The organism is Saccharomonospora sp. (assembly GCF_027317685.1).
Taxonomy (GTDB): domain Bacteria; phylum Actinomycetota; class Actinomycetes; order Mycobacteriales; family Pseudonocardiaceae; genus Saccharomonospora.
Window position 1 is genome coordinate 1 of sequence record NZ_DAHVQP010000005.1, and the last position, 20,850, is coordinate 20,850.

Annotated in this window: 16 protein-coding genes; 7 read left to right on the forward strand and 9 right to left on the reverse strand. The window is 66.5% G+C overall.

The genetic code is table 11. From position 1 onward, the window contains the following. The 9 genes from M7H19_RS00360 to M7H19_RS00400 all read right to left on the reverse strand — a co-directional run. Positions 1–828 (reverse strand): ring-opening amidohydrolase (locus M7H19_RS00360; protein WP_298175649.1); only part of this gene is annotated, 828 nt, incomplete at its 3' end. A 384-nt stretch (positions 829–1,212) separates the two neighbouring features. Next, positions 1,213–3,150: a hydantoinase B/oxoprolinase family protein gene (locus M7H19_RS00365; protein WP_298175651.1), complete on the reverse strand. Its 1,938-nt coding sequence runs from the start codon at positions 3,148–3,150 to the stop codon at positions 1,213–1,215. Between the two features lie 2 nt (positions 3,151–3,152). After that, positions 3,153–5,276, reverse strand: coding sequence for a hydantoinase/oxoprolinase family protein (locus M7H19_RS00370; RefSeq protein ID WP_298175653.1), 2,124 nt, complete (start codon positions 5,274–5,276; stop codon positions 3,153–3,155). Between the two features lie 216 nt (positions 5,277–5,492). Further along, on the reverse strand, positions 5,493–6,152 hold the full coding sequence (locus M7H19_RS00375) for a carbon monoxide dehydrogenase subunit G (protein WP_298175655.1): 660 nt from the start codon (positions 6,150–6,152) through the stop codon (positions 5,493–5,495). Continuing rightward, a complete protein-coding gene (gene cutA, locus M7H19_RS00380) occupies positions 6,149–8,536 on the reverse strand; it encodes an aerobic carbon-monoxide dehydrogenase large subunit (RefSeq protein ID WP_298175657.1) in 2,388 nt (795 codons plus the stop codon). Before cutA ends, M7H19_RS00375 begins: the two co-directional genes overlap by 4 nt. Continuing rightward, a complete protein-coding gene (locus M7H19_RS00385) occupies positions 8,533–9,057 on the reverse strand; it encodes a (2Fe-2S)-binding protein (RefSeq protein ID WP_298175659.1) in 525 nt (174 codons plus the stop codon). The genes cutA and M7H19_RS00385 overlap by 4 nt, the downstream gene beginning before the upstream one ends. Further along, positions 9,054–9,938, reverse strand: a complete 885-nt coding sequence (locus tag M7H19_RS00390; RefSeq protein ID WP_298175661.1) for a xanthine dehydrogenase family protein subunit M — start codon at positions 9,936–9,938, stop codon at positions 9,054–9,056. The genes M7H19_RS00385 and M7H19_RS00390 overlap by 4 nt, the downstream gene beginning before the upstream one ends. Next, positions 9,935–11,308 carry a solute carrier family 23 protein gene (locus M7H19_RS00395; RefSeq protein ID WP_298175684.1) on the reverse strand — a complete coding sequence of 458 codons (1,374 nt, stop codon included), beginning with the start codon at positions 11,306–11,308 and terminating at the stop codon, positions 9,935–9,937. Before M7H19_RS00395 ends, M7H19_RS00390 begins: the two co-directional genes overlap by 4 nt. A gap of 167 nt (positions 11,309–11,475) precedes the next feature. Further along, the gene (locus tag M7H19_RS00400) at positions 11,476–13,227 is read right to left on the reverse strand and encodes a PucR family transcriptional regulator (RefSeq protein WP_298175663.1); all 1,752 of its coding nucleotides are present in this window, start codon (positions 13,225–13,227) and stop codon (positions 11,476–11,478) included. Positions 13,228–14,011: 784 nt separating this feature from the next. On the opposite strand from M7H19_RS00400, the gene M7H19_RS00405 reads away from it, so the two are divergent. The 7 genes from M7H19_RS00405 to M7H19_RS00435 all read left to right on the forward strand — a co-directional run bounded on the left by M7H19_RS00405 (position 14,012) and on the right by M7H19_RS00435 (position 20,830). After that, a complete protein-coding gene (locus M7H19_RS00405; RefSeq protein ID WP_298175664.1) occupies positions 14,012–15,217 on the forward strand; it encodes an isochorismate synthase in 1,206 nt (401 codons plus the stop codon). Beyond that, positions 15,214–16,869 (forward strand): AMP-binding protein, encoded by a 1,656-nt coding sequence (locus M7H19_RS00410; RefSeq protein WP_298175666.1) that lies wholly within the window; start codon positions 15,214–15,216, stop codon positions 16,867–16,869. Before M7H19_RS00405 ends, M7H19_RS00410 begins: the two co-directional genes overlap by 4 nt. Positions 16,870–16,871: 2 nt before the next feature. Continuing rightward, complete coding sequence (locus M7H19_RS00415) at positions 16,872–17,540, forward strand: isochorismatase family protein (RefSeq protein WP_298175668.1); 669 nt, start codon at positions 16,872–16,874, stop codon at positions 17,538–17,540. Next, positions 17,537–17,824 (forward strand): phosphopantetheine-binding protein, encoded by a 288-nt coding sequence (locus M7H19_RS00420; RefSeq protein ID WP_298175670.1) that lies wholly within the window; start codon positions 17,537–17,539, stop codon positions 17,822–17,824. Before M7H19_RS00415 ends, M7H19_RS00420 begins: the two co-directional genes overlap by 4 nt. Continuing rightward, positions 17,821–18,681, forward strand: a complete 861-nt coding sequence (locus M7H19_RS00425) for a siderophore-interacting protein (RefSeq protein WP_298175672.1) — start codon at positions 17,821–17,823, stop codon at positions 18,679–18,681. The genes M7H19_RS00420 and M7H19_RS00425 overlap by 4 nt, the downstream gene beginning before the upstream one ends. Positions 18,682–18,809: 128 nt before the next feature. Next, entirely contained in the window at positions 18,810–19,817 is a 1,008-nt protein-coding gene (locus M7H19_RS00430; protein ID WP_298175674.1) for an ABC transporter substrate-binding protein, read from the forward strand. Positions 19,818–19,837: 20 nt separating this feature from the next. Further along, positions 19,838–20,830: an iron chelate uptake ABC transporter family permease subunit gene (locus M7H19_RS00435; protein ID WP_298175676.1), complete on the forward strand. Its 993-nt coding sequence runs from the start codon at positions 19,838–19,840 to the stop codon at positions 20,828–20,830. Positions 20,831–20,850: the final 20 nt, after the last annotated feature.

Consider the following 20,850-nt stretch of genomic DNA (forward strand, 5'->3'; position numbering starts at 1 on the left):
GGCGTCCCGGATGGCCTGCCAGATACCGTCCTGGTCCAGCGCGTCCTGCATGACCGAGTGGCCGATCCGGTAACGGCCGCCGACCCCGCGGGCGTTGCCCACCACCACGATCTGCGCCCGGTCCAACTCGACACCGGACGAGCAGGACGCGACGGAGGAGAACAGGTCCCGGTTTTTCATGACGTCCTCGTCGCTGGGTATGTCGATCTCACCGAGCGCGACCGCGATGCCCAGTCCGGTGGTGCCATTGGACAGGTCCATCGAGCTGAGGGTGTCCTCCGTCCACACCGACTGCCCACGGCTCTTGGCGTCCCGAATGGTGTCGATGGTCAGCAGCGGGGTCTTCGTCTGCACGTAGTGCACGTCGGCGGGGTCGGTGATACCGGCGCGGGCCATGGCCTCCTTGACCCCGGCGGCGACCTTCTCGATCATTGCGCGGCGACCGATCTCCTCGGGCAGGATCGGTTCACTCATCGCAACGCCGATGCTGAGCCTGGGTTCGTCGGTCTTTTCGGCCTTGTCCTCGGGCAGAGTCGCGAAAATCGTCGCGTGTGGACTGATGACACCATCGGTACCGCCCGACCACACGATGGGGATCTGGCGCACCTCGTCCATCGTCCGGGTGCCCTTCTCGACGATGATCTCCCGGAAAGCGCGATCGGCGATGATACGGGTGTAGTCGTTGACTCCGCCGTTGCCCTCGGTCTTGCCGATGATGGCGACGATGCGGTCGGCCTCCATCACCCCGTCGTCGATGAGCGTGGCGAGTTCGCTGGCGTCGGAGACGGAGTGAAGCGGGACCTTGCGTACTTCGATCGCGGATGGCATATTAGGCTTCCTTTGCGTATGAACGGGTCGGACCAAGCGTTTCTCGACGACCGAGACGAGGACGGATACGACGTATGCAGCGGCTCTTCTCACCAGGGAAGCGGCCGGCGATGCGGCCGCGTGCTGATTCCCGGATCGGTAGGACGAGCGGCGTCCGCATGCAGTCGACTTTAAGGCGGCGAGCCGACCCCTATCATTGGCAATTTCCTCCAACGAGCTCGCCATAGTGAGGCAGTTCCTGCCATCGACTCTTGACGCCGGCTCGCTTCGCGGAGGGAACGGTCGTTCAGCGGGTCGAACACGGCGGGGCGCGTGGGACACGGTGAATCCGTCCCACGCGCCCCGCGAGTCGCGTTCGTCGTGTTCAGTCACAGACCGCTGCTGTCACAGCCAGTCGACGTCGGCGGCGTCCGCTCCACCGCTGAGTCGTGCGTAGCCCGGACCGCGATCGAAGAACGCCGTATCGGAGGCCTCCTCCCGGCGCCGTTTCCGCTCTGCGAGGGTGGCGGTTTCGTCGTAGCCGAGGGAGTCGTCCTCCAACGAGCCGGTGAGCACCACACCGTAATCGGCGAGCGCGCCCTCCGGGGAAACCTTGTGCCACATCACGTCACGGACCACCAGCTCCGGGTCTCGGTCCAGGGGATCGCCCCAGCCGCCGCCACCGGTGGTACGAATCCGGATCACCTCGCCCGCGCGTACCGGCTCGGCGTCGGCCAGCGCACCGACCTGCCGTTCGTTGGGGCCACCCGGGTCGATGGTCACTTCGAACGGACGACCGGCCTTACCACCCTTGACACCCCAACAGGACAGGATCGACCGGTCCGCGATCGACATGAAGTGCGCGTCGCGGAGCATCCGGATGTGTTTTTCGTACCCCAGACCACCACGGAACTGTCCTGGGCCGCCCGAGTCCACCGTCAACGACAACTTTTCGACCAGGAACGGGAAACGGGACTCGGTGAACTCCGTGGGAAGGTTGCGGGAATCGGGCACGACGTGGATGGTGTCCTCCCCGTCGGCGTAGTAACGGCCTCCCGAACCGCCACCGAGGACCTCGCGCATCAGGTACGGACGGCCGTCGTGATCCGTGCCGTACACACCGGTGTAGCGGATCGTCTCCTGGTCCGCGGGCATGTTGCCGTCGACCGCCTTCGCGATCACCCCGGCCAACACGCCCAACAGTCGCAGAATGACGAACGTCCTGGCGTTGGTCGGTGCCGGGAAGACCGGGGTCAGCAGCGTTCCCGGCTCGGGGAACCGCATCTCGATCAGCGGGACAACGCCCTCGTTGACGTCCAGTTCCGCCATCCGCTCCGGGGTGTCCGCGAGGTTTCTCAGGATCGGAGCCAACCACTTCTTGAGGAAGACCCCGTCGGAGTAGTCACCACAGTGGTTGATCGGCCCCTTCGCCTGCGGTGAGGTCCCGCTGAAGTCGAAGATCAGCCGTTCTCCCTCGGGGTCGTCCGGCGTCGTCCGGGTGAGCGTGATCCGCTGCCGGTGCAGTTTCGGCTCGTCGACCCCGTCGTGCTCGGCGTAGTCCTCCCAGACCCAGGTACCTACCGGGATCTTGGACAGGATCTCCCTGCGATAGGTCTGTGTCGTGCGCGAGATGATCGCGTCGAAACACGCCTCGATGGTGTCGCGGCCGTAGCGGTCGAACAATTCCCCGAGTCGCTGCGCGCCCATCAGGCACGCCGCGCACTCCGCGTCCAGGTCCGCCGCCAGCGACTCGGGCATCCGCGAGTTGCGGGTCATGATCCGCAACGCCGAACGGTTGGGCTTGCCCTCGTCCCAGAGTCGGATGGGCGGCACCATCAGGCCTTCCTCGTAGACGCTGGTCGCGTTGCTGGGCATCGAGCCGGGCACGGCACCGCCGATGTCGTCGTGGTGCCCGAACGCCTGCACGAACGCGACCACTTCCGGGCCGTTGCCGGAGTCGTGGAAGACGGGCACGGTCACACACAGGTCGGGCAGGTGACCGATCCCGCCCTCGGACTCGTAGACGTCGTTGTGGAAGAAGACGTCGCCCGGACGCATCTCTTCGATCGGGAAGTCCCGCACCACCGGGTGCACCAGCGCGCTGTAGGAACGGCCGGTCAACTTCCGCAACAACCGGTCGTGGATACCGGCGCGGAAGTCGTGGGCATCGCGGATCATCGGGCTGCGCGAGGTTCGGGCGATGGCGGTCTCGACCTCCATCTCGACCGAGGCGAGGCTGCCCTGAACGATCTCCACCAACACCGGGTCGGCGCCGGCGCCGGCGTCCTCCGTGAGCGACCCGAACGGAAACTGGGTCGGTACCCGACGACCTTGGGCGGTCATGTTCATTCCTGTCCCTCCCGGGTCACGATGATGTTGAGATGGGCGTCGATACGGGCGGTGAAACCGGGGTGCAGCGGCACCGTGGCGCCGAATTCCTCCACGATCGCCGGACCGCTGAGAACCTGCCCGGGACGAAGGTCGGGACGCCAGTAGATCGGTGTGTCCACATAGCCCTGTTCTGCCTCGAAGCACACCGGGCGATGGGAAGCGGGCTCCGCGACACCGGCGTCCGACGGGATGTCGTGGGCGGCCACCTCCGGACGGCGGATCTCGCCGATACCCGAGACTCGGAGGTTGACCCACTCGACCTGTTGGCTGTCGTCGCCCTCGAAGTCGTAGCCGTACAGTGCCCGGTGCTCGGCGTGGAAGCGGCGAGCCACCTCGTCGATGAGTTCCTGCGTGATCGGCCCGTCCGGTACGGGAACCCGCACTTCGAAGGCCTGCCCGAAGTAGCGGATGTCGGCGGCACGGACGAATCGGTGTTCCTCGTCCGCGAAGCCCTCCTTCGCCAGCGCGATACGGGCTTGGTCGGTGAGTTCGTCGTACACCTTCGCGAGGGCATCGGAGGTGAGCGCCTCGTGCAGGCAGACGTTGGTGCGGACGTAATCGTTCTTCACGTCCACGGTGAGCAACCCGAACGCCGAGAGGTTGCCCGGATTGGGTGGTACGAGGACGGTGCGTAGGCCGAGGACGTCCATCAGGCGGCACAGCAGCAACGAACCCGAACCGCCGAACGTGGTCAGCGTGAAGTCTCGCACGTCCAGGCCCCGCTGGACCGTGATCTGCCGCAGGGCGTTGGCCTGGTTCCACGCGGAGATCTCCAGAATGCCGGTGGCGCATTTCTCCATCGAAAGGTCCAGCTTGTCCGCCAACGACCGGATTCCTTGCCGCGCGGCCTCGACGTCGAGGGGGATCTCCCCACCGAGCAGGTGTGGTGGGATGCGGCCGAGGACCACGTGGGCATCGGTGATCGTGACCTCGGTTCCGCCCTTGCCGTAGCACAGGGGCCCGGGGTCCGCTCCCATCGACTGCGGACCCACCTTGAGGTTGCCCTCCGGCGACAACCAGGCGACCGAACCGCCACCGGCGCCGACGGTCACCACATCGATCATCGGGATCTTGCACGGGTACACACCCACCGTGCCCTCGGTGGTCAGGGTGGGCTCACCGTCGACGACCACCGAGACGTCCGTCGACGTGCCTCCACCGTCACACGTGAGCACCTTGTCGAAACCCGCGGTCTTCGCGATCAGCGCGGCACCGAGCGCACCCGCCGCCGGGCCGGAGAGCACGGTGGTGATCGGCTGATGCACCACCTCGTCGGCGCTGAGCACGCCGCCGTTCGACTTCATCACGTACAGGGGCACGCTGTTGCCTTCGTCGGATCCGACGAAGGCGTCCAACCTCGATTTGATGCTGTTGATGTACCGGGACAGTCGTGGTTTCACCGCCGCGTCGACCAGGGTGGTCATGGAACGTTCGTACTCGCGGTACTCACGCAGCACCTCGGAGGAGATGGAGACCACCGCGTCGGGGTGTTCCTCCGCGATGATGTCGCGCATGCGCTCCTCGTGCGCGGGGTGGGCGTAGGCGTGCAGGAAGCAGACCCCGATGGCTTCGATGCCCTTCGCCTTGAACCAACGGGCGACCTCGCGGGCCTGCTCCTCGTCGAAGGGCTTGATCTCCGCGCCGGTGTGGTCCAGCCTTCCTCGTACGGAACGAACCAGGTCCCGAGGGACGATCCGGTCGGGTTTCACCCAGAAATAGGAGTTTCCGTACCCGTCGGGAACGCTTTGCCGGGCGATTTCGAGGACCGCCTCGTACCCCTCGTTGGTGATGAAACCGAGGTTGCCGACTTTTCCTTCCAGCAACTGGTTCGTGGCCACCGTGGTGCCGTGGCTGACCGCGCTGATCGCGTCGCCTCCGGTTGCCTGGCCCGTATCCTCGCGCTCACGCAGCACGGCGAGGACTTTCTCGATGGCGGCCATGAAACCGTCAGCCGGGTTGTCTGGAGTGGACGGTGCCTTGGTGGTGACCAGTTCGCCTGTCTGTTCGTCGAAGGCGACGACATCGGTGAAGGTTCCTCCGGTGTCCATCCCGATGCGGATGCGCCGTTGCTCGCTCATGCAGCCGATTCAAGCGGGTACGGCAGCACCCGACCATGGCAGGATCTGCCAACGAGCAACCGTGTCGCCGTCACTGTGTGCCAAGCGGGTTGACTTCTTCTCGACACATTCGGGAGACACCCGGCCTGCTCGTGGCCCCGTAACGGTGACAGGCGTTTCCGGAAGGCTTCCGGAGACGCCTGTCACCGCTCGATTCGTTGCTGTGCCGTGTTTCCTTCAGCGCCGGCCTCGGGCGGTGAGGGAACCCACGATCACCCCGATGAGTGTCAGACCGGCACCGACGAACAGCCCGGTCACGAAGTTCTCCGGCGGTTTGGCCACGGCCGTCGGAGCCGGAGCGGTGAACACGCCCGTGGACTGTGCCGCCGGGGCCTCGGGTTCGCTCCGGTCCGTGTCGGCCCCGGTCACCGCTGCCGTCGTCGCCGCAGTCGTGTCCGCGCCGGTCAGCACGTCGTTCACGGAGCTGAAGAACTCACCGGCCAACCTTTTACTCACCGACGACAACATCCGCTGGCCGACCCCACCGATCATCCCACCGACCACGGCGTCGGCGTCGTAGGACAACGAGGTCGTGCCGTCCTGGTTGTCGCGGAAGCTCACCTTGACCTCCGCACTGACCGTTCCCGGGGCGCCGGACCCTTCGGCCGACAACACCAGGAAGCGATGCGGCTGCAGATCGCTCAAGGTGCACTTGCCCGTGTACGTGCCCTTGATCGAGGCGACACCGGCGGTGACGGTCATGGCGTAGGCGTTCTCGCCGGTGGTCTCCAGTCGCTCGCAGCCGGGAATGGTGCGGACCAAGACCGCCGGGTCCAGTAACGCGTCCCAGACCTTGTCGACCGGAGCTTGCAGGGTGGCCTGTCCGGCGATTTTCATGTCGTCGATCCTTTCTCCTGGCGAAGCCGAAGTTCGTAGAGTTCGGAGGGGGAAATCGGCATCGACGTGATCGGAAAGCCCTCGGCGTCCTCGATCGCGGAGGCGAACACCGCCGAACACGGGATCACTCCGGCCTCACCGGCACCCTTGATGCCGAGTGGATTCAGCGGTGAGGGCGTCTCCAGGTGGTCGATGTCGATCGAGTCGGGTACCTCGCTGACGTAAGGCATGAGGAAGTCCATGAAGGACGCGTTCAGTAGCTGCCCCGAGTCGTCGTAGACCATCCGTTCGTACAGGGCACCGCCGACGCCTTGTGCGACACCGCCGTGGATCTGGCCTTCCACGATCAACGGGTTGATCAGTGTGCCGCAGTCGTGCACCACCGCGTACTTGAGAATGCGGATCTCGGCCGTTTCCGGATCGATCTCGACGATGGCGGCGTGCATCCCGTTGGCGAAGGTCGATCGTTCCGGCGAGTAGAAGTCCTGCCCTTCCAGCCCCGGCTCTTCGCCCTCGGCGACCGGGGGTTTGTTCGAATCGCCGACCGAGAACTGGGTGGCGGCTTGGGAAGCCTCGTCGAAGGCGTACCGCAGGGGATTCGACAACACCGCCACCGTGCCCAGGCTCATCTGCTGGTTCGGCGCACCCTTCACCCGCACTGTGCCGTCCTGGATCTCGAGGTCGTCCACCGAGGCCTCCAATGCCTCAGCGGCGATGCGCAGCGCCTTCTCCCTCACCTTGCGAGCGGACAAGGCCACCGCCGACCCGCTCATCACTGCGGCCCGGGAGGCGAACGTGCCCACGGAGTACTGCATGCGGCGCGTGTCCCCGCTGACGACCTCGACATCGTCGAACGGCACACCGAGCTCGTCGGCGACGATCTGGGCGAACGCGGTCTCGTGCCCCTGCCCCTGGGAAGTCAGCCCGATGGCGACTTTGACCTTGCCACTGGTCTCGATGTTGATGTGGGCGCCCTCGTAGGGGCCGACACCCGTGCCTTCGACGTAGCAGGCCAGACCGATCCCGACCCGTCGCCCCTGGGCACGCATCTCGTCACGCAACGCCTCGAACTCGTCCCAGCCCACGAGCTTCTTCAGTTTCTCCAGCGACGCCGGGAAGTCACCGGAGTCGTACACCAAGGACCTGCCGTCCTGGAAGATCAACCCGTGGTCGAAGGGGAACTCGTCGGGTTGGATGAAGTTCACCGACCGCACCTCGGTCCGATCCTTGCCCAGGTGTGCCGCGATCGCGTCCATCGTCCGTTCCATCACGTACACGCCCTGGGGTCGGCCTGCACCACGATACGGCGTCACCACGACCGTGTTGGTGTAGAGACTGTCGAAGACGACCTTGTAGTTGCCCGGCTTGTACGGACCGAGCAGCTGAGTCGACGTGATGATCGGAACGATGAGGCCGTACGGAACATAGGCACCGTTGTCGTGCCAGAAGCGGACGGACAGCCCGAGCAGACGACCGTCGTCGTCGAAGCCGACTTTCACGTGGTGTTTCTGGGCGCGTTCGTGTGCCGAGGAGATGAAATGTTCTCGACGGTCCTCGGTGAACTTCACCGGACGTCCCAGGTTCATCGCGGCCATCGGCACCAGGAGTTCCTCCGGCCACGGGTGTAGGATCTTCACCCCGAAGCCGCCCCCGACATCCGGGGTGATCACGTCGACCTGAACCAGGTCCAACCCGAGTTTGGCGGCGACGGCGGCACGCACGCCCGTCGAGGTCTGGGTCGACGTCCACACCTGCAACCTGCGTGCGTCGGTGTCCCAGCGGGCCACGGTGCCGCGGCCCTCCATCGGCATCGAGGCGCTGCGTTCGATCTCCAGGTCCAGCGTGAGCTGGTGAGGCGCCGACGAGATGGCCGCCTCCGCGTCGCCCACCGACTGTTCCATGCGGGCGGCCACGTTGCCCGGTACGTCGTCGTGTACCAGGTTCTCGGCGGCCCGGGCCGCGTCCACGCCGATCACCGCGGGCAGCACCTCGTACTCGACCCTGATGCGCGAGACGGCGTCTTCCGCGATGTAACGGTTCTCGGCCACCACCATCGCGATCGCCTCGCCGACGTAGTTCACCTCGTCCCGCGCCAGGGCGTACTGGTTACGGCCGTGAGTCAGTGCCGGGTGTGGGATCAGTACCGGCAGGGGTTCGGCCATCGCCCCGGTGAGGTCGTCGTAGGTGTACACCGCGACGACACCCTCGATGTCGAGAACCGGCTCCACATCGATGTCCACGATGCGCGCGTGTGCGTGAGGGCTTCGCAGCACGGCGACTTCGAGCGCGTCCGGCATCACGTCGTCGACGTACTGCCCTCTGCCGCGCACCAAACGTTCGTCCTCGACACGGCGGACTTTCTCACCCATCAACTTGGTCGTCACGACGCGCCCTCTTCCCGCTTCCGTGAAGTCCCGTCACGCCGTTGTTCGGCTAGCTCAGCAGCCCGGCACACCGCGGAGACGATGTTCTGGTAGCCGGTACACCGGCACAGGTTGCCGGCGATCATGTCCTTGGCCTCCTCCCTGGTGGGGCGAGGGTTCTCCGCCAGACCGGCGGTGATCGTGGTGAGGAAACCGGGCGTACAGAATCCGCACTGCAACCCGTGGCAGTCCTTGAAGGCTTGCTGCACCGGGTTCAGTGAGCCATCGGGTTCCGTCAAACCTTCGACCGTGGTGATCTCGTAGTCCTGGGCGGACACCGCCAACATCAGACACGAACGCATCGGCTTGCCGTCCACGAGCACCGTGCACGCGCCGCACACGCCGTGTTCACAACCGACATGGGTGCCGGTCAGACGCAGGTCGTGGCGCAGTGCGTCGCTGAGCAGCCTTCTGGCTGGCAGACGAACCCGATGGACGGTGCCGTTGACACGCAAGCGCACCTCATGGAGCTCTTCTTTCATGCTTCCACCTCCACGTGCCGGGGCCGAGAGTCGTCATACGCGGCACGCACCACGCGTTGGGTCAGTACCCGGGCGAGCTCACCGCGATAGGCAGCGCTGGCGTGAATGTCGCCGGTGGGGTCCAACGACGCCGAGGCGAGCTCCGCCGCATCGTGCAACGCCTGCTCGGTCAACTCCTGTGCGGCGAACGCCTCGGACAGGTCGACCACCGTCGGCACGTCGCACACGGACAGGTAGCCCGCACGCACCGAGGTGATCCGGCCGTCGGCGCCGGAGTCGACCACCGCGGCGACACCGCACAGCGCGTAGTCACCCTGCCGTCGGGCGATCTGTTCGAAGGCCACTCCGGCACTACGCGGCAGAGCGGGGAAGAAAGCCTCGGTGACGATCTCGTCGTCACGCACGGTCGACTCCATCGGCCCGATGTACAACGATTCCGCGGGAATCGTGCGGCTGCCCTGCACGGAGACGGCGGTGACACTGCCTTGCAACAGGCGAAGCACCATGGGCATCTCCGCGGCGGCGTCGGCGTGCACGATCGAGCCCACGGTGGTGCCCCTGTTGCGAATCGTGGGGTTGGCGACCAGCCGAAGTGCCCGGGACAACAACGGCTGCACCCGGCGGGCCTGTGCGTGTGCCTCGACCTCGGCGTGCCGGGCCAACGCGCCGATCCGCACCCCGGTGTCGTCACACGTCACATAGGACAACTCTGTGAGTGCATTGATGTCGACGAGCATCGACGGCGACGCGATCCTCATCGAGAGCAAGGGGATGAGGCTCTGCCCACCGGCGAGCACCTTCGCGCCGGGATTGCCGAACAAGACGTCCAGTGCTTGTTGGAGGGAGGTCGGTCGGGAAAACCCGAATGCGGCCGGTTTCATGAGGTTCTGGCCTCCTCATCGTCCGAAATCGACTTCTGTCCACGCCGGTTGACCAGGTGGAAGTAGGCGATCACCAGAATGGTTCCCAGGGCGATACCTCCGAGTTCGAAGTGCTCGGTGAAGGACAAGCTGACACCGCCGATTCCGGCGATCAGGCCGGCCGCGAGTCCGATGAGGTTGACGGGATCGCCGAAATCGACGCGGTTTTCCACCCAGATCTTGGCGCCCACCAGGCCGATCATTCCGTAGAGGACTACGGTGATCCCGCCGAGAACACCGCCGGGAACGGCGTTGACGATCGCGCCGAACTTGGGGCACAGGCCGAGCAGGATGGCCACGAGAGCGGCCGCATAGTAGGCGGCCGTGGAATACACTCGGGTCGTCCCCATGACACCGATGTTCTCGGCGTAGGTGGTGGTCGGTGAACCACCGAACGCGCTCGCCAACGCGGTGGCTATACCGTCCGCGCCGATGGCGCGCCCCATGTAGGGGTCGAGGTTCTCGCCCGTCATCTCCGCCACCGCCTTGACGTGGCCGGTGTTCTCCGCGACCAGCGCGATCACGCCGGGCAACACGAGGAGGACGAAGGTCAGGGAGAACGACGGTGCATGGATCACGGGGACACCGTCGGCGAGCGTTCCACTGGGCAGGCCTATCCAGTCCGCTTCCTGCACCGCGTCCCAGGACACGCGCGGGTGCGAGACCTCTTCGCCGTTGCGCTCCGGCGACACCGACGTGATCTCACCGAAGGTCAAGTCCGCCAGCCACGAGACGACATAGCCGAACACCAGCGCGAGGAACACCGCGATGCGGGACCAGAATCCGGGCAGCAGCACCGCCGCGAGCACCATGAACGTGGCCGTGGCCAGCGCGACCCATTGGTCCTGGTTCCAGTAGGTGCCCCCGACCACGGGCGCGAGGTTGAACCCGATGAGCATGATCACGGCCCCGGTGACCGCGGGCGGCAGCACCTTGTGGATGATCCGCGCGCCACCGATGTGGATGACCACACCGATCAGTGCCAGTACGAGGCCGCCGACCAGGATCGCGCCGGTCACGTCGGCCGAATCGCCGCCCTGTTCCCGGATCGCCGCCACGGCGGCGACGAACGCGGCACTGGTGCCCAGGTAGCTGGGGACTCGGTTCTGCACGATCAGCAGGAATACGATCGTGCAGACACCCGAGAACATGATGGCGAGGTTGGGATCCAGCCCCATCACCACGGGGAAGACGAACGTGGCACCGAACATCGCCACCACGTGCTGAGCCCCGAGGCCCACCGTGCGACCCCAGCTGAGCCGTTCCAACGGTCCGACGGACGAGCCCCGCGGTGGAGCCTTACCTCCGTGGACGACGTCCCACTTGAACATGGATTTTGGCAAGGAATCACCTCGTCGTTGAGGGACAAGCCCGAGCTTCGGCTGACGCTAATGCTCTGGGTCACACTCCTGCACTAGCCACATCTGCCGAACGAACATCGTCCGCACTGGCACACCTTGCTCGACCGGTGACGACCGCCGGGTGCCGCGCCTCCGTCTCACTCGTGGGTATGTGCCGTGAGCGGCGGTTTCGTGGTGGAGGGTTTCCGGTGCTCCTTGCAGTGTTGGAAGTCGAGCACCTGCAAGGCCACCGCGATGTTCAGTCGGAGAGTGGGGTCGGTCGTGAATGGACCGAGTATCGACTGCAGCTTGGTGATCCGGTAACGCATGGTGTTGTAGTGGAAGAATTGTTTGCGGGCGGCTTCGGCGACGTTGAGGTTGGTGTCGAGCAACAGTTGCAACGTGGTTCGCAGGTCCGTGGACTCCGGAGTGTCCTCGGCCAGTTCGCCCAGCACGTCGTCGACGAACTCGTTCAATTCCCGCGGATCCGGTACGAGGGCGATGAGCCGGTGCAGGCCGAGGTCGTCGAACCACGTCGTGCAGCGACCGCCGTTGATGCGTCGCCCGATCTTGGCTGCTCGACGGGCCTGGTTGTAAGCGGTGGGTAGTTCCGAAACCGACGACACGACTCGGCTGACCCCCACGGAGAAGGGTCGTCGTCCACCCCCTTGGTCGCCTGCCACCGCGCCGACGAGTTGGTCGACGGACGCTCGCAGTGAACTGGCGGACATCGACGCGGGAAGCAGGCTGACGACCTCGGTGGAGAAGTCGACGGTGGCGATGGAGCGGTCCCGTGCCTCACACACTTGTCGCCACGCGGCGGCGAAGCGTTCCTGCCACACCCGATGAGCGCGGTCGGAGGCCGGCTCCTCCGAGGGGTCCACCGGGTTCAGCTCGGCGGAGAGCACTACGGTGGGCCGGTCGAGTTCCCAGCCGAAGGTTCGCGCGTGCTCGACCACGAACGCCTCGTCCCCGGCGCGGTCGAGGAACACGTCGCGCAGGAAGTCCCCGCGGTACTTGTTCTCCACCACGGCCACGGCCTGTTGGCGGGTGAGCAGCAACGCGACGACGATGGCCGTGCGTTCCAGGGCCTGCACGTCGTCGAATCCGAGAGCGCGCCGGGGGCTGACGCAGACCAGTCGAGCCAGGTCGTTTCCGCCGGCGGGGACGGGCAGTACTCTCGCCTCCCCGTTCTCCAACGGGCGTGGACCGAGGTTGAGTCGCTCCACCCGGAATCGGCCCGAGTCGTCGATCAGGCCGCTTTCCACCAGTCGGACACGCAGGTCGCCGTCCAGCGCACCTCCCCATTCCCGCCCGTCGGGCGAGGTGACCATGATGCCGACTCCGAGGACCCGTGCCACTTCGGCGCTGATCTGATCCAGGTTCGCACCGTTGAGGATCAGCCGGGAGAGGCTGGTGTGCAGGGTGTCGGCGCGGGAGAGCGCATCGGCGTGACGGTGGCCGAGCTGCACGAAGGCCTGCTCGATGAGGTCGTCGAAGGCCAGGTCCGGTGGGAGTCCCAACACCGGGAAATCGAGTTCGTCGGCCAGTTCCAGGGCCTGTTCGGGAACAGTGTCGAGGTATCGACCCAGTTTGATGCCGATCCCGGCGAGCCGGCGATGGTGGAATTCGGGTACCAGTCTGGTGAGCATCGCGGCCGGGTCCTCGTCCCCGACTGCGAGTGGATATCCGCTGGTCACCAGTAGTTCCCGCGGTTTCACCCAGTCCAGGACATCGGGAACCTCCATCACGTTGACCGCGGACACGGCGCGGTCGAGGCCGGCCTCACCAGCGAGAGGTACGGCTCGTTCGAGGCAGCGGAGACCGAGCAGATCACGTAGTGGAACGACATGCCGACGGAATGGCAACTTTTGTGGTTCATCCAGTGCGGCGTTGGCAAGGTCCACCATGCGCACACGCTACCCGAACGGGGGGCATTTGAGGAGAGGTCGCGAGTCGGAAGGCGGCCTCGCCGTGTTCGTCGGGGCAGGTGCTGTGGCAACCGGCAACCGGCAACCGCGTGGCAACGGGCTCCGGGAGTCTTCCGGACGTATCCGACCCATGGGCGGTGGCCACCGGGCGCTGCGTTGCCGCTGTCGCGCCGCCAAGCTGTCACGGTTGCCGCGGTTGCCGCCGACGGCGGAGTTCGGCCGTTTCGTCGGCCTTGAGTGTTTCGGGGCGGTGTGTCGACACCGTTACGGGGGTTCCCGCGGTCTCGCCGGTGGTCGGTGGTCGTCGAACGGCCGGCCCGATGCTCGTGCTGTGTTCCGCACTGTGTTCCGCGCTGTGTTCTTCGTTGTGTCCTGTGCGGACCCCGGCGGAGTCCACACCGGATCCCGTCGGAGCCTCTTTCTCGGGTGACGCCTGTTCGAGGTGTTTTCCGACCTGTGACTCCGTTGTGATTCGTCCCGCATCCGAACGGACGACTTTCCCTGAAGATCGGTTTAGGTTAGCCTAACCTGAGCTGATAGGTCGGGGGTGGACATGACGGCCGGAACGGTTGCCATGGCGGTGCCGCGCGCTGCGTACTGCGCGACATGCGGTGCTCGCCGTGTCCAACTCCGGTCAGGGTCTACCCCTGACGAGCTCGTCTTGACAACCACGTGTACCGGTCTGAACCAGTCGTCAAGTCGATGCTCGCCGTTCGTGTCGAGGTATGGACATCTCGACATTTTCCGCGGAAGGGAGATCCCCGTGTCGCCATCTGTCCTGGCTCGTCCTCGGCCCGTGTATCGAGCGGAAGACCTCCTGGGCGCCTACTTGCCCGGGTCGTTCTACTACTCGTCGGCACGCGGTTCGTTGCTGGCCGACGGGGCGCACGCGCTGGTGGGAGGTCAGGCCGGTTCGAGAGCGCAGGCAGCGGCCGAGGCCTTGGACGCCGCCGCGGCGGCGGGTGTGTCCGACCCGGTGGTGGTGGGCGCGATCGGATTCCGCCCGGACGACGACGTGAGTCTCGTCGTCCCCGCCGTCGTACGGCGCGCGGCGGGGACGAACAAAGCGGTGAGTGACCGGGGCGCGGCGGAGCCGCGTTCTGCGAGATGGTCGGTCACTTCCAGACCCGAACCGGATCTCTACCTCGACATGGTTCGCCGGGCGCTTGCCCGGATCGACGAAGGCGGACTGCGGAAGGTGGTCCTCGCCCGCGGCCTGGAATTGACCGCGGACGCCCCCATCTCGGTGCCTTCACTGCTCTCTCGTCTGGTGGCGCTGAACCCGGACGCGCATGTCTTCGCGGCCGACGTCACCGCCCCGGGGGACCTGGCGCCGCGTTCCTTGATCGGAGCGAGTCCGGAACTGCTCGTCGCGCGACGCGGGAACACGGTGGTGGCCAACCCGCTCGCCGGGTCGTTGCCGCGTGTCGCGGACGAGGCGGAGAACCGGCGGCGCATAGCCACGTTGCGTGCCTCGGCCAAGGACCGCGCCGAACACGCTTACGTCGCCGACCAGGTCGCCGACGTCCTGGGGCGTTTCTGCACCGATCTGACCGTGCCCGATGAGCCCGAGGTGATCGGCACCGCCACGATGTGGCACCTCTCGACGCGGATCACCGGACGTGTCGCCGACCCCGCCGACCCCACGTTCTCGTCGTTGGCGCTGGCCGAAGCACTGCACCCCACGCCGGCGGTGTGCGGCACTCCCACCGATCTGGCGCGAGAGGTGATCCGGGAGCTGGAACCGGAGAACCGTGGCTACTACTCCGGTCTCGTCGGCTGGGCCGACCGAGGCGGTGACGGCGAGTGGGTCGTCACGATCCGCAGTGCCGAGGTGTGTGACCGGACGATGTGGCTCTCCGCGGGCGCCGGGATCGTCGAGGGCTCCGATCCCGCCGCGGAACTCACCGAGACGAGCGCGAAGTTGCGCACTCTGTTGCGTGCGCTGGGGCTGGAGGACATCGCGTGAGCAAGACGCGGGATCTCGGACCGGACCACACCGCCTGGCCGCCGGAGGTGGCCGCCCACTATCGCGCGGCCGGATACTGGAGGGGACAGACGTTCGGTGCGCTGCTGACGTCGCTGGCCTCCGCCTACGCCGAGCGCACGGCGGTGGTGGGGGAACGGGACGGAACGGTGTCGCGGCTGAGCTACGCCGCGCTCGACGACGTCGCGCACCGGATCGCCACAGGACTGGTCGACCTGGGAATCAGGGCGGGCGATCGGGTGATCGTGCAATTGCCGAACATACCGGAGTTCGTGTCGGTGATCTTCGGCGTGTGGCGTGCCGGTGCCTGGCCGGTGTTCACCCTGCCCGCGCACAGACACAGCGAACTGCGGCACTTCGCCACACAGAGCGAGGCGGCGGCGATCATCACCGTCGACCACCACAGCCGGCACGACCACGCCGCGATGGCCAGGGCCGTCGCAGCCGAAGTGGACTCGGTGCGACACGTCCTCGTGGTCGGTTCGTCGGAATTCGCCGACCTCGCCGCGACCACTCCGAGGGAGCTGCCCGACCCCGACCCCGAGGGCGTGGCGTTTTTGCAACTGTCGGGCGGCAGCACCGGGATGCCGAAGCTGATCCCACGCACGCACGACGACTACCTGTACAGCGTGCGGGAAAGCGCCCGGATCTGTGCGTTGCGCCCGGACAGCGTGTATCTGGCCGCTCTGCCCGCGGCACACAACTTCCCGCTCAGCTCGCCCGGGGTGCTGGGGGCCCTGCACGCGGGAGCGACCACCGTCATGGCGCCGAGCCCGGACGCGGGTACCGCGTTCCGGCTGATCGAGTCGGAGAAGGTCACGATCACCGGCGTCGTACCACCGCTGGCGGCGGCGTGGGCGCAGGCCGCCGCGCACACCGACCGCGACCTGTCCAGCCTGCAGGTCATTCTCGTCGGCGGGGCGAAGTGCAGTCGCGAACTCGCCGAGCGGATCGGCCCCGCGTTGGGTTGCCGACTCCAACAGGTCTTCGGCATGGCCGAGGGCCTGGTCTGCTACACGCGGCTCGACGACCCCGAGGAGATCGTGCTCGGCACCCAGGGTCGGCCGATCTCCCTCGACGACGAGATCCGGATCGTCGACCCGGACAACCCCGCGGCGTCCTCCGACGACGAGGTGGAGCCGGGGGAGGTGGGCGCTTTGCTGACACGCGGCCCGTACACCATCCGTGGTTACTACCGTGCTGCCGAGCACAACGCCACGGCGTTCACGCCCGACGGCTTCTACCGGACCGGAGACCTCGTGCGGCGGCATCCGTCCGGCCACCTGGAGGTCGTGGGTCGGGCCAAGGAACAGATCAACCGAGGCGGCGAGAAGGTGGCGGCCGAGGAGGTCGAGAACCATCTGATGGCTCATCCCGGAGTGCTCGACGCCGCGGTCGTCGCGGTGCCGGACGAGTACCTGGGGGAGCGGACCTGTGCCTACGTCGTTCCCACCGACGGGTCCGAACCGAGCGGGGCGGAACTGCGCCGCTTCGTCCGAGAACGCGGAGTCGCCGCGTTCAAGGTGCCGGACCTGGTCGTGGTGGTCGAGTCGTTCCCGGTGACCGGGGTCGGCAAGACGAGCAAACGTGAACTCCGAGCGGCGCTCGCGGCGCTCGCCAAGAACGGGGGATAGACATGTCCTTACCCAAGATCCAGCCCTATTCGCTACCCACGGCGGCCGAGCGCCCGGCGGAGCGAGTGGACTGGCGGCTCGATCCGGATCGGGCCGCGCTGCTCGTCCACGACATGCAGCGTTATTTCCTCGCGTCATACCAGGGGGATCCGATTCCCGAGGTGGTCGGCAACATCGCCGACCTGGCCACGGCCTTCCGGGACCGTGGGGCCCCGGTGTTCTACACGGCCCAGCCCGGCCGTCAGGCTCCCGACGAGCGCGGACTGCTGACCGAGTTCTGGGGCGACGGCATCGGCGCGGTCATCGACACCGATCCGGAGGCGGCCGACATCGTCCCGGGGCTGGCCCCCGAACCGGGTGACACGATGTTGGTCAAGTGGCGCTACAGCGCGTTCCAACGCAGCACGTTCGCCGAACAGCTCGCCGCGCAGGGCCGCGACCAATTGGTGATCACCGGTGTGTACGCCCACATCGGTTGTCAGGCGACCGCGGTGGAGGCCTTCATGCTGGACATCCGGCCGTTCCTGGTGTCCGATGCGGTCGCCGACTTCTCCCGAGAGCACCACGACCAGGCCTGCGCGTACGTGGCGCAGCGCTGCGGAGTCGTCGTCACCACAGCCGACGCGTTGTCCGCGTTGTCGGAGCCGATCCACACAGGAGTGATTCGATGAGCAATCCCGAGACCGTGTTGTCCCCCGAGCGGATCCGCGCGGACGTCGCGGAGCTGGTGGGGTGCGACCCGGCGGACATCGCACCGGACGACAACCTCTTCGACCTCGGTATCGACTCGGTCCGCATGATGATGCTGGTCGAGCGGTGGCGCTCCGCCGGGGCTTCTCAGGTGGAGTTCCCCGACCTGGCCGAGCGTGCGGAACTCTCTCACTGGATCGCCGTGCTCACCGGAGCGGGCGAGGCCACGACATCGGCGAGGAACACAGCGGGGGAGGACTCATGACTCGTGTGGACCACAGGCATCGCCACCTGGCTCGCATCGCGGAGGTCAAGGCCGGCACGAGCTCCGAGAAGGTGCCTTACCCGATCCACATCCGCAAGGCGGAGGTGGTCCGTACACACAGGCTCAGCGCGGGACTGGTTCGGGTGACTCTGGGCGGACCCGATCTGGCCGGATTCGAGGCACACAGTCCTGACGAACACGTCAAACTGATTTTTCCCGACGCCGATGGGACTCTGCGTCTGCCCGAACCGAACGGGCAGATGTTGCGGTGGCCCCGTCCGTCTCCGACGACACGGGAATACACCGTGCGCGGCTACGACCCGGTCGCCAACGAGATCGACCTCGACTTCGTGATCCACGACGGTGGGCTGGCGTCGGAATGGGCGCGAACCGTCGAACCCGGTGAGATCGTGCATGTGGCGGGGCCACCCGGTGGTCTCATCGTGCCCGACAACTACGACCGGTACCTGCTCGCCGGAGACATCACCGCGCTTCCCGCTATCGCGCGTTGGCTCGAGGTCCTGCCCCGAACGGCGGCCGGCTGGGCCTTCATCGAGGTGGCCGATGCCTCCGAGCAGATCCCGTTGTCCGCGCCCGAGGACATCGAAGTGCGGTGGTTGCACCGTGGTGACTGTCCACCGGGGACGAGCGATGTCCTCGAACACGCGGTGCGTTCGCTTTCCTGGCCGGAGAACGAGCGGGTCTTCGTCTGGATCGCCGGTGAGGCGGGGGTGCTCAAGCCGTTGCGTCGGTGGGTTCGGAACGAGTTGCGGCTTGACAGGTGCGACTACGACATCACGGGGTACTGGAAGCGTGGGATCGCGGACTTCGACGATCATGATCACGACAGGCACTGAGTGATGAGCTCTTTCGTGCTGCGCGTCACATCAGGAGTGCTGTCGCCCGCCACCCGATCTCAGTAAGGTAAGCCTAACCTGAGCGTCCGGGTGTGCTCGGGCGACCGCCAGCATTGTGAGGAACACGGATGCCTTCCTACAGTTCATTTCGCCTGACGAAAGGCTTGATCGCGGCGGCTATGTGCGCGCTCGTCGCGACCACCACCGCGTGCGCGTCGAGCGGCGACGAAGCGTCGGCACAGGGTGAGACCCGAGTGTTCCAGGCCGACAACGGTGAGATCACCATCCCCGCTGACCCACAACGTGTGGTCGCCACCGGTTACGCCGTCCCGGCCCTGATCGAGGCGGATGCGCCGCTGGTGGGGATCTCCAGCTGGCAACGTGGCGAGCCGATGATGGACCCCGAGGACCTGGCCATCTACGAGGAGCTGCCGAAGGTGGCCGGTGAACTGGCGGCCGAGACCAACTACGAGGCTATCGCCAACGTGCAGCCCGACTTGATCGTCGTCGGGGTGCCGGCCCCCGTCCTGAAGGACATCGACATGGACCGGCTGGAGCAGATCGCCCCGGTGGTCGCGATAGGACCGACTGTTCCCTCGGCATGGCGGGAGCTCTCCCAGAAACAGGCCGACGCGGCGGGGGCGCTCGAAGGTTTCAACGAGGCCAAGACCCGGTACGAGGAGAAGGCCGCCGAACTCAAGGAGAAGTACCAGGACGTTCTTCCGGATCTCCGGCTCGCCCACGTCGGTGCGTACGGCGAAGTCGGTAAGGGCAACTTCCAGCGCGAGTTTAACGGCTCGTGGGGCACCAACGTCGCCAACGACATCGGCGCGGACTACTACGGTGAGGTCAAGGAGAAGGGCGGTGGCTCCCGGGATGTGAGCGAGTATCCCTCCATCGAGGAACTACCGACTCTGTTCGCCGAGGCCGATGCCATCACCTACACGGTGGAAGCCGACGGATCGGTTCCGGAGCCCGTCGAGTACGTGCTGAACAGTGATCTGTGGAAGAACCTGCCGGCGGTCGAGGCGGGACAGACCTACCCCATCCGTTACACGGACGCCGCGACCTACGGCCAAGCCTTGAAGGCTCTGGAGGCGCTGGACGAGAGTTTCGCGCCGCTGCTGGAACAGTGACGATCACGCAGCGAGACCCCGTGACCGGGGCCGTGGCGCTCAGGCGCGCCGTGGCCCTGGCCGTGGGGTTGGTCGTGCTGGGGGTGGTGGCCGTCGTGAGTATCGGCGTCGGCGCCCACCCGATCGCGCCCGCGGAAGTCGTGCGCGCGCTGGTGGATTTCCAGGGGACCGACGATCACCTGATCGTCCGGGAGGTCCGGGTTCCGCGCGCGTTGCTCGGCATGGGTGTCGGTGCCGCTCTGGCGGTGGCGGGTGCACTGATCCAGACCCTGTCACGGAATCCGCTCGCCGAACCCGGCATCCTGGGTGTCACCGCAGGGGCCGGTTTCGCGTTGACCGTGGGTTCGGGGTTGGGCGTGGCCGTCTCGGCGATAGCGGAGCTCGGCGTCGCCGTGGTCGGTGCCGTGCTGACGACCGTGCTCGTGTACTCGGTGGGGCGGAGCTCGCCGTTGCGCCTGGTACTGGCCGGTGTCGCGGTGAGCGCGGTGCTGTCGGGCGTCGCGTTGGGGATGCGGCTGATGCTGCCGGACGTCTTCGACCAGTATCGGTACTGGTCGGTCGGTTCGCTGGCCGGTCGTGAGCAGGCTCCCTTGCTGGTGCCGATGGTGGCGATCGGACTCGCTCTGCTCGGCGCCCTGGTGGTGAGTTACGCGCTCAACGTGGTCGCACTCGGGGACAACGTGGCGCATACGTTGGGCGCGAACGTGAAACAGGTCCGCACCACCACACTGGTGCTGATCACTGTGCTGGCCGGGGCGGCGACCGCGGTCGCCGGTCCGATCTTGTTCGTGGGATTGATCGTGCCGCACTTGTTGCGCCGCATGGTCACGGGATCAGTACCCTGGCTGGTGGCCTATTCGATGGTCGCCGGTCCGATTCTGCTGTTGGTGTCGGACACGATCGCTCGTGTCCTGTTGCCGACCGGTGAGGTGCCGGTCGCGATCGTGACCGCGTTCGTCGGCGGCCCGATGCTGATCTGGGTGGTCCGGCGGTACGGGGCGGGTTCGCTATGACAACCGTGGTGGCCGGGAGT

What these genes read in the sequence shown, in the direction of transcription:
- M7H19_RS00365 (WP_298175651.1), bottom strand. Translation starts at nt 3,150, where the DNA reads ATGACCGCCCAAGGTCGTCGGGTACCGACCCAGTTTCCGTTCGGGTCG.
- M7H19_RS00370 (WP_298175653.1), bottom strand. Translation starts at nt 5,276, where the DNA reads ATGAGCGAGCAACGGCGCATCCGCATCGGGATGGACACCGGAGGAACC.
- M7H19_RS00375 (WP_298175655.1), bottom strand. Translation starts at nt 6,152, where the DNA reads ATGAAAATCGCCGGACAGGCCACCCTGCAAGCTCCGGTCGACAAGGTC.
- M7H19_RS00385 (WP_298175659.1), bottom strand. Translation starts at nt 9,057, where the DNA reads ATGAAAGAAGAGCTCCATGAGGTGCGCTTGCGTGTCAACGGCACCGTC.
- M7H19_RS00390 (WP_298175661.1), bottom strand. Translation starts at nt 9,938, where the DNA reads ATGAAACCGGCCGCATTCGGGTTTTCCCGACCGACCTCCCTCCAACAA.
- M7H19_RS00395 (WP_298175684.1), bottom strand. Translation starts at nt 11,308, where the DNA reads ATGTTCAAGTGGGACGTCGTCCACGGAGGTAAGGCTCCACCGCGGGGC.
- M7H19_RS00400 (WP_298175663.1), bottom strand. Translation starts at nt 13,227, where the DNA reads ATGGTGGACCTTGCCAACGCCGCACTGGATGAACCACAAAAGTTGCCA.
- M7H19_RS00415 (WP_298175668.1), top strand. Translation starts at nt 16,872, where the DNA reads ATGTCCTTACCCAAGATCCAGCCCTATTCGCTACCCACGGCGGCCGAG.
- M7H19_RS00420 (WP_298175670.1), top strand. Translation starts at nt 17,537, where the DNA reads ATGAGCAATCCCGAGACCGTGTTGTCCCCCGAGCGGATCCGCGCGGAC.
- M7H19_RS00425 (WP_298175672.1), top strand. Translation starts at nt 17,821, where the DNA reads ATGACTCGTGTGGACCACAGGCATCGCCACCTGGCTCGCATCGCGGAG.
- M7H19_RS00430 (WP_298175674.1), top strand. Translation starts at nt 18,810, where the DNA reads ATGCCTTCCTACAGTTCATTTCGCCTGACGAAAGGCTTGATCGCGGCG.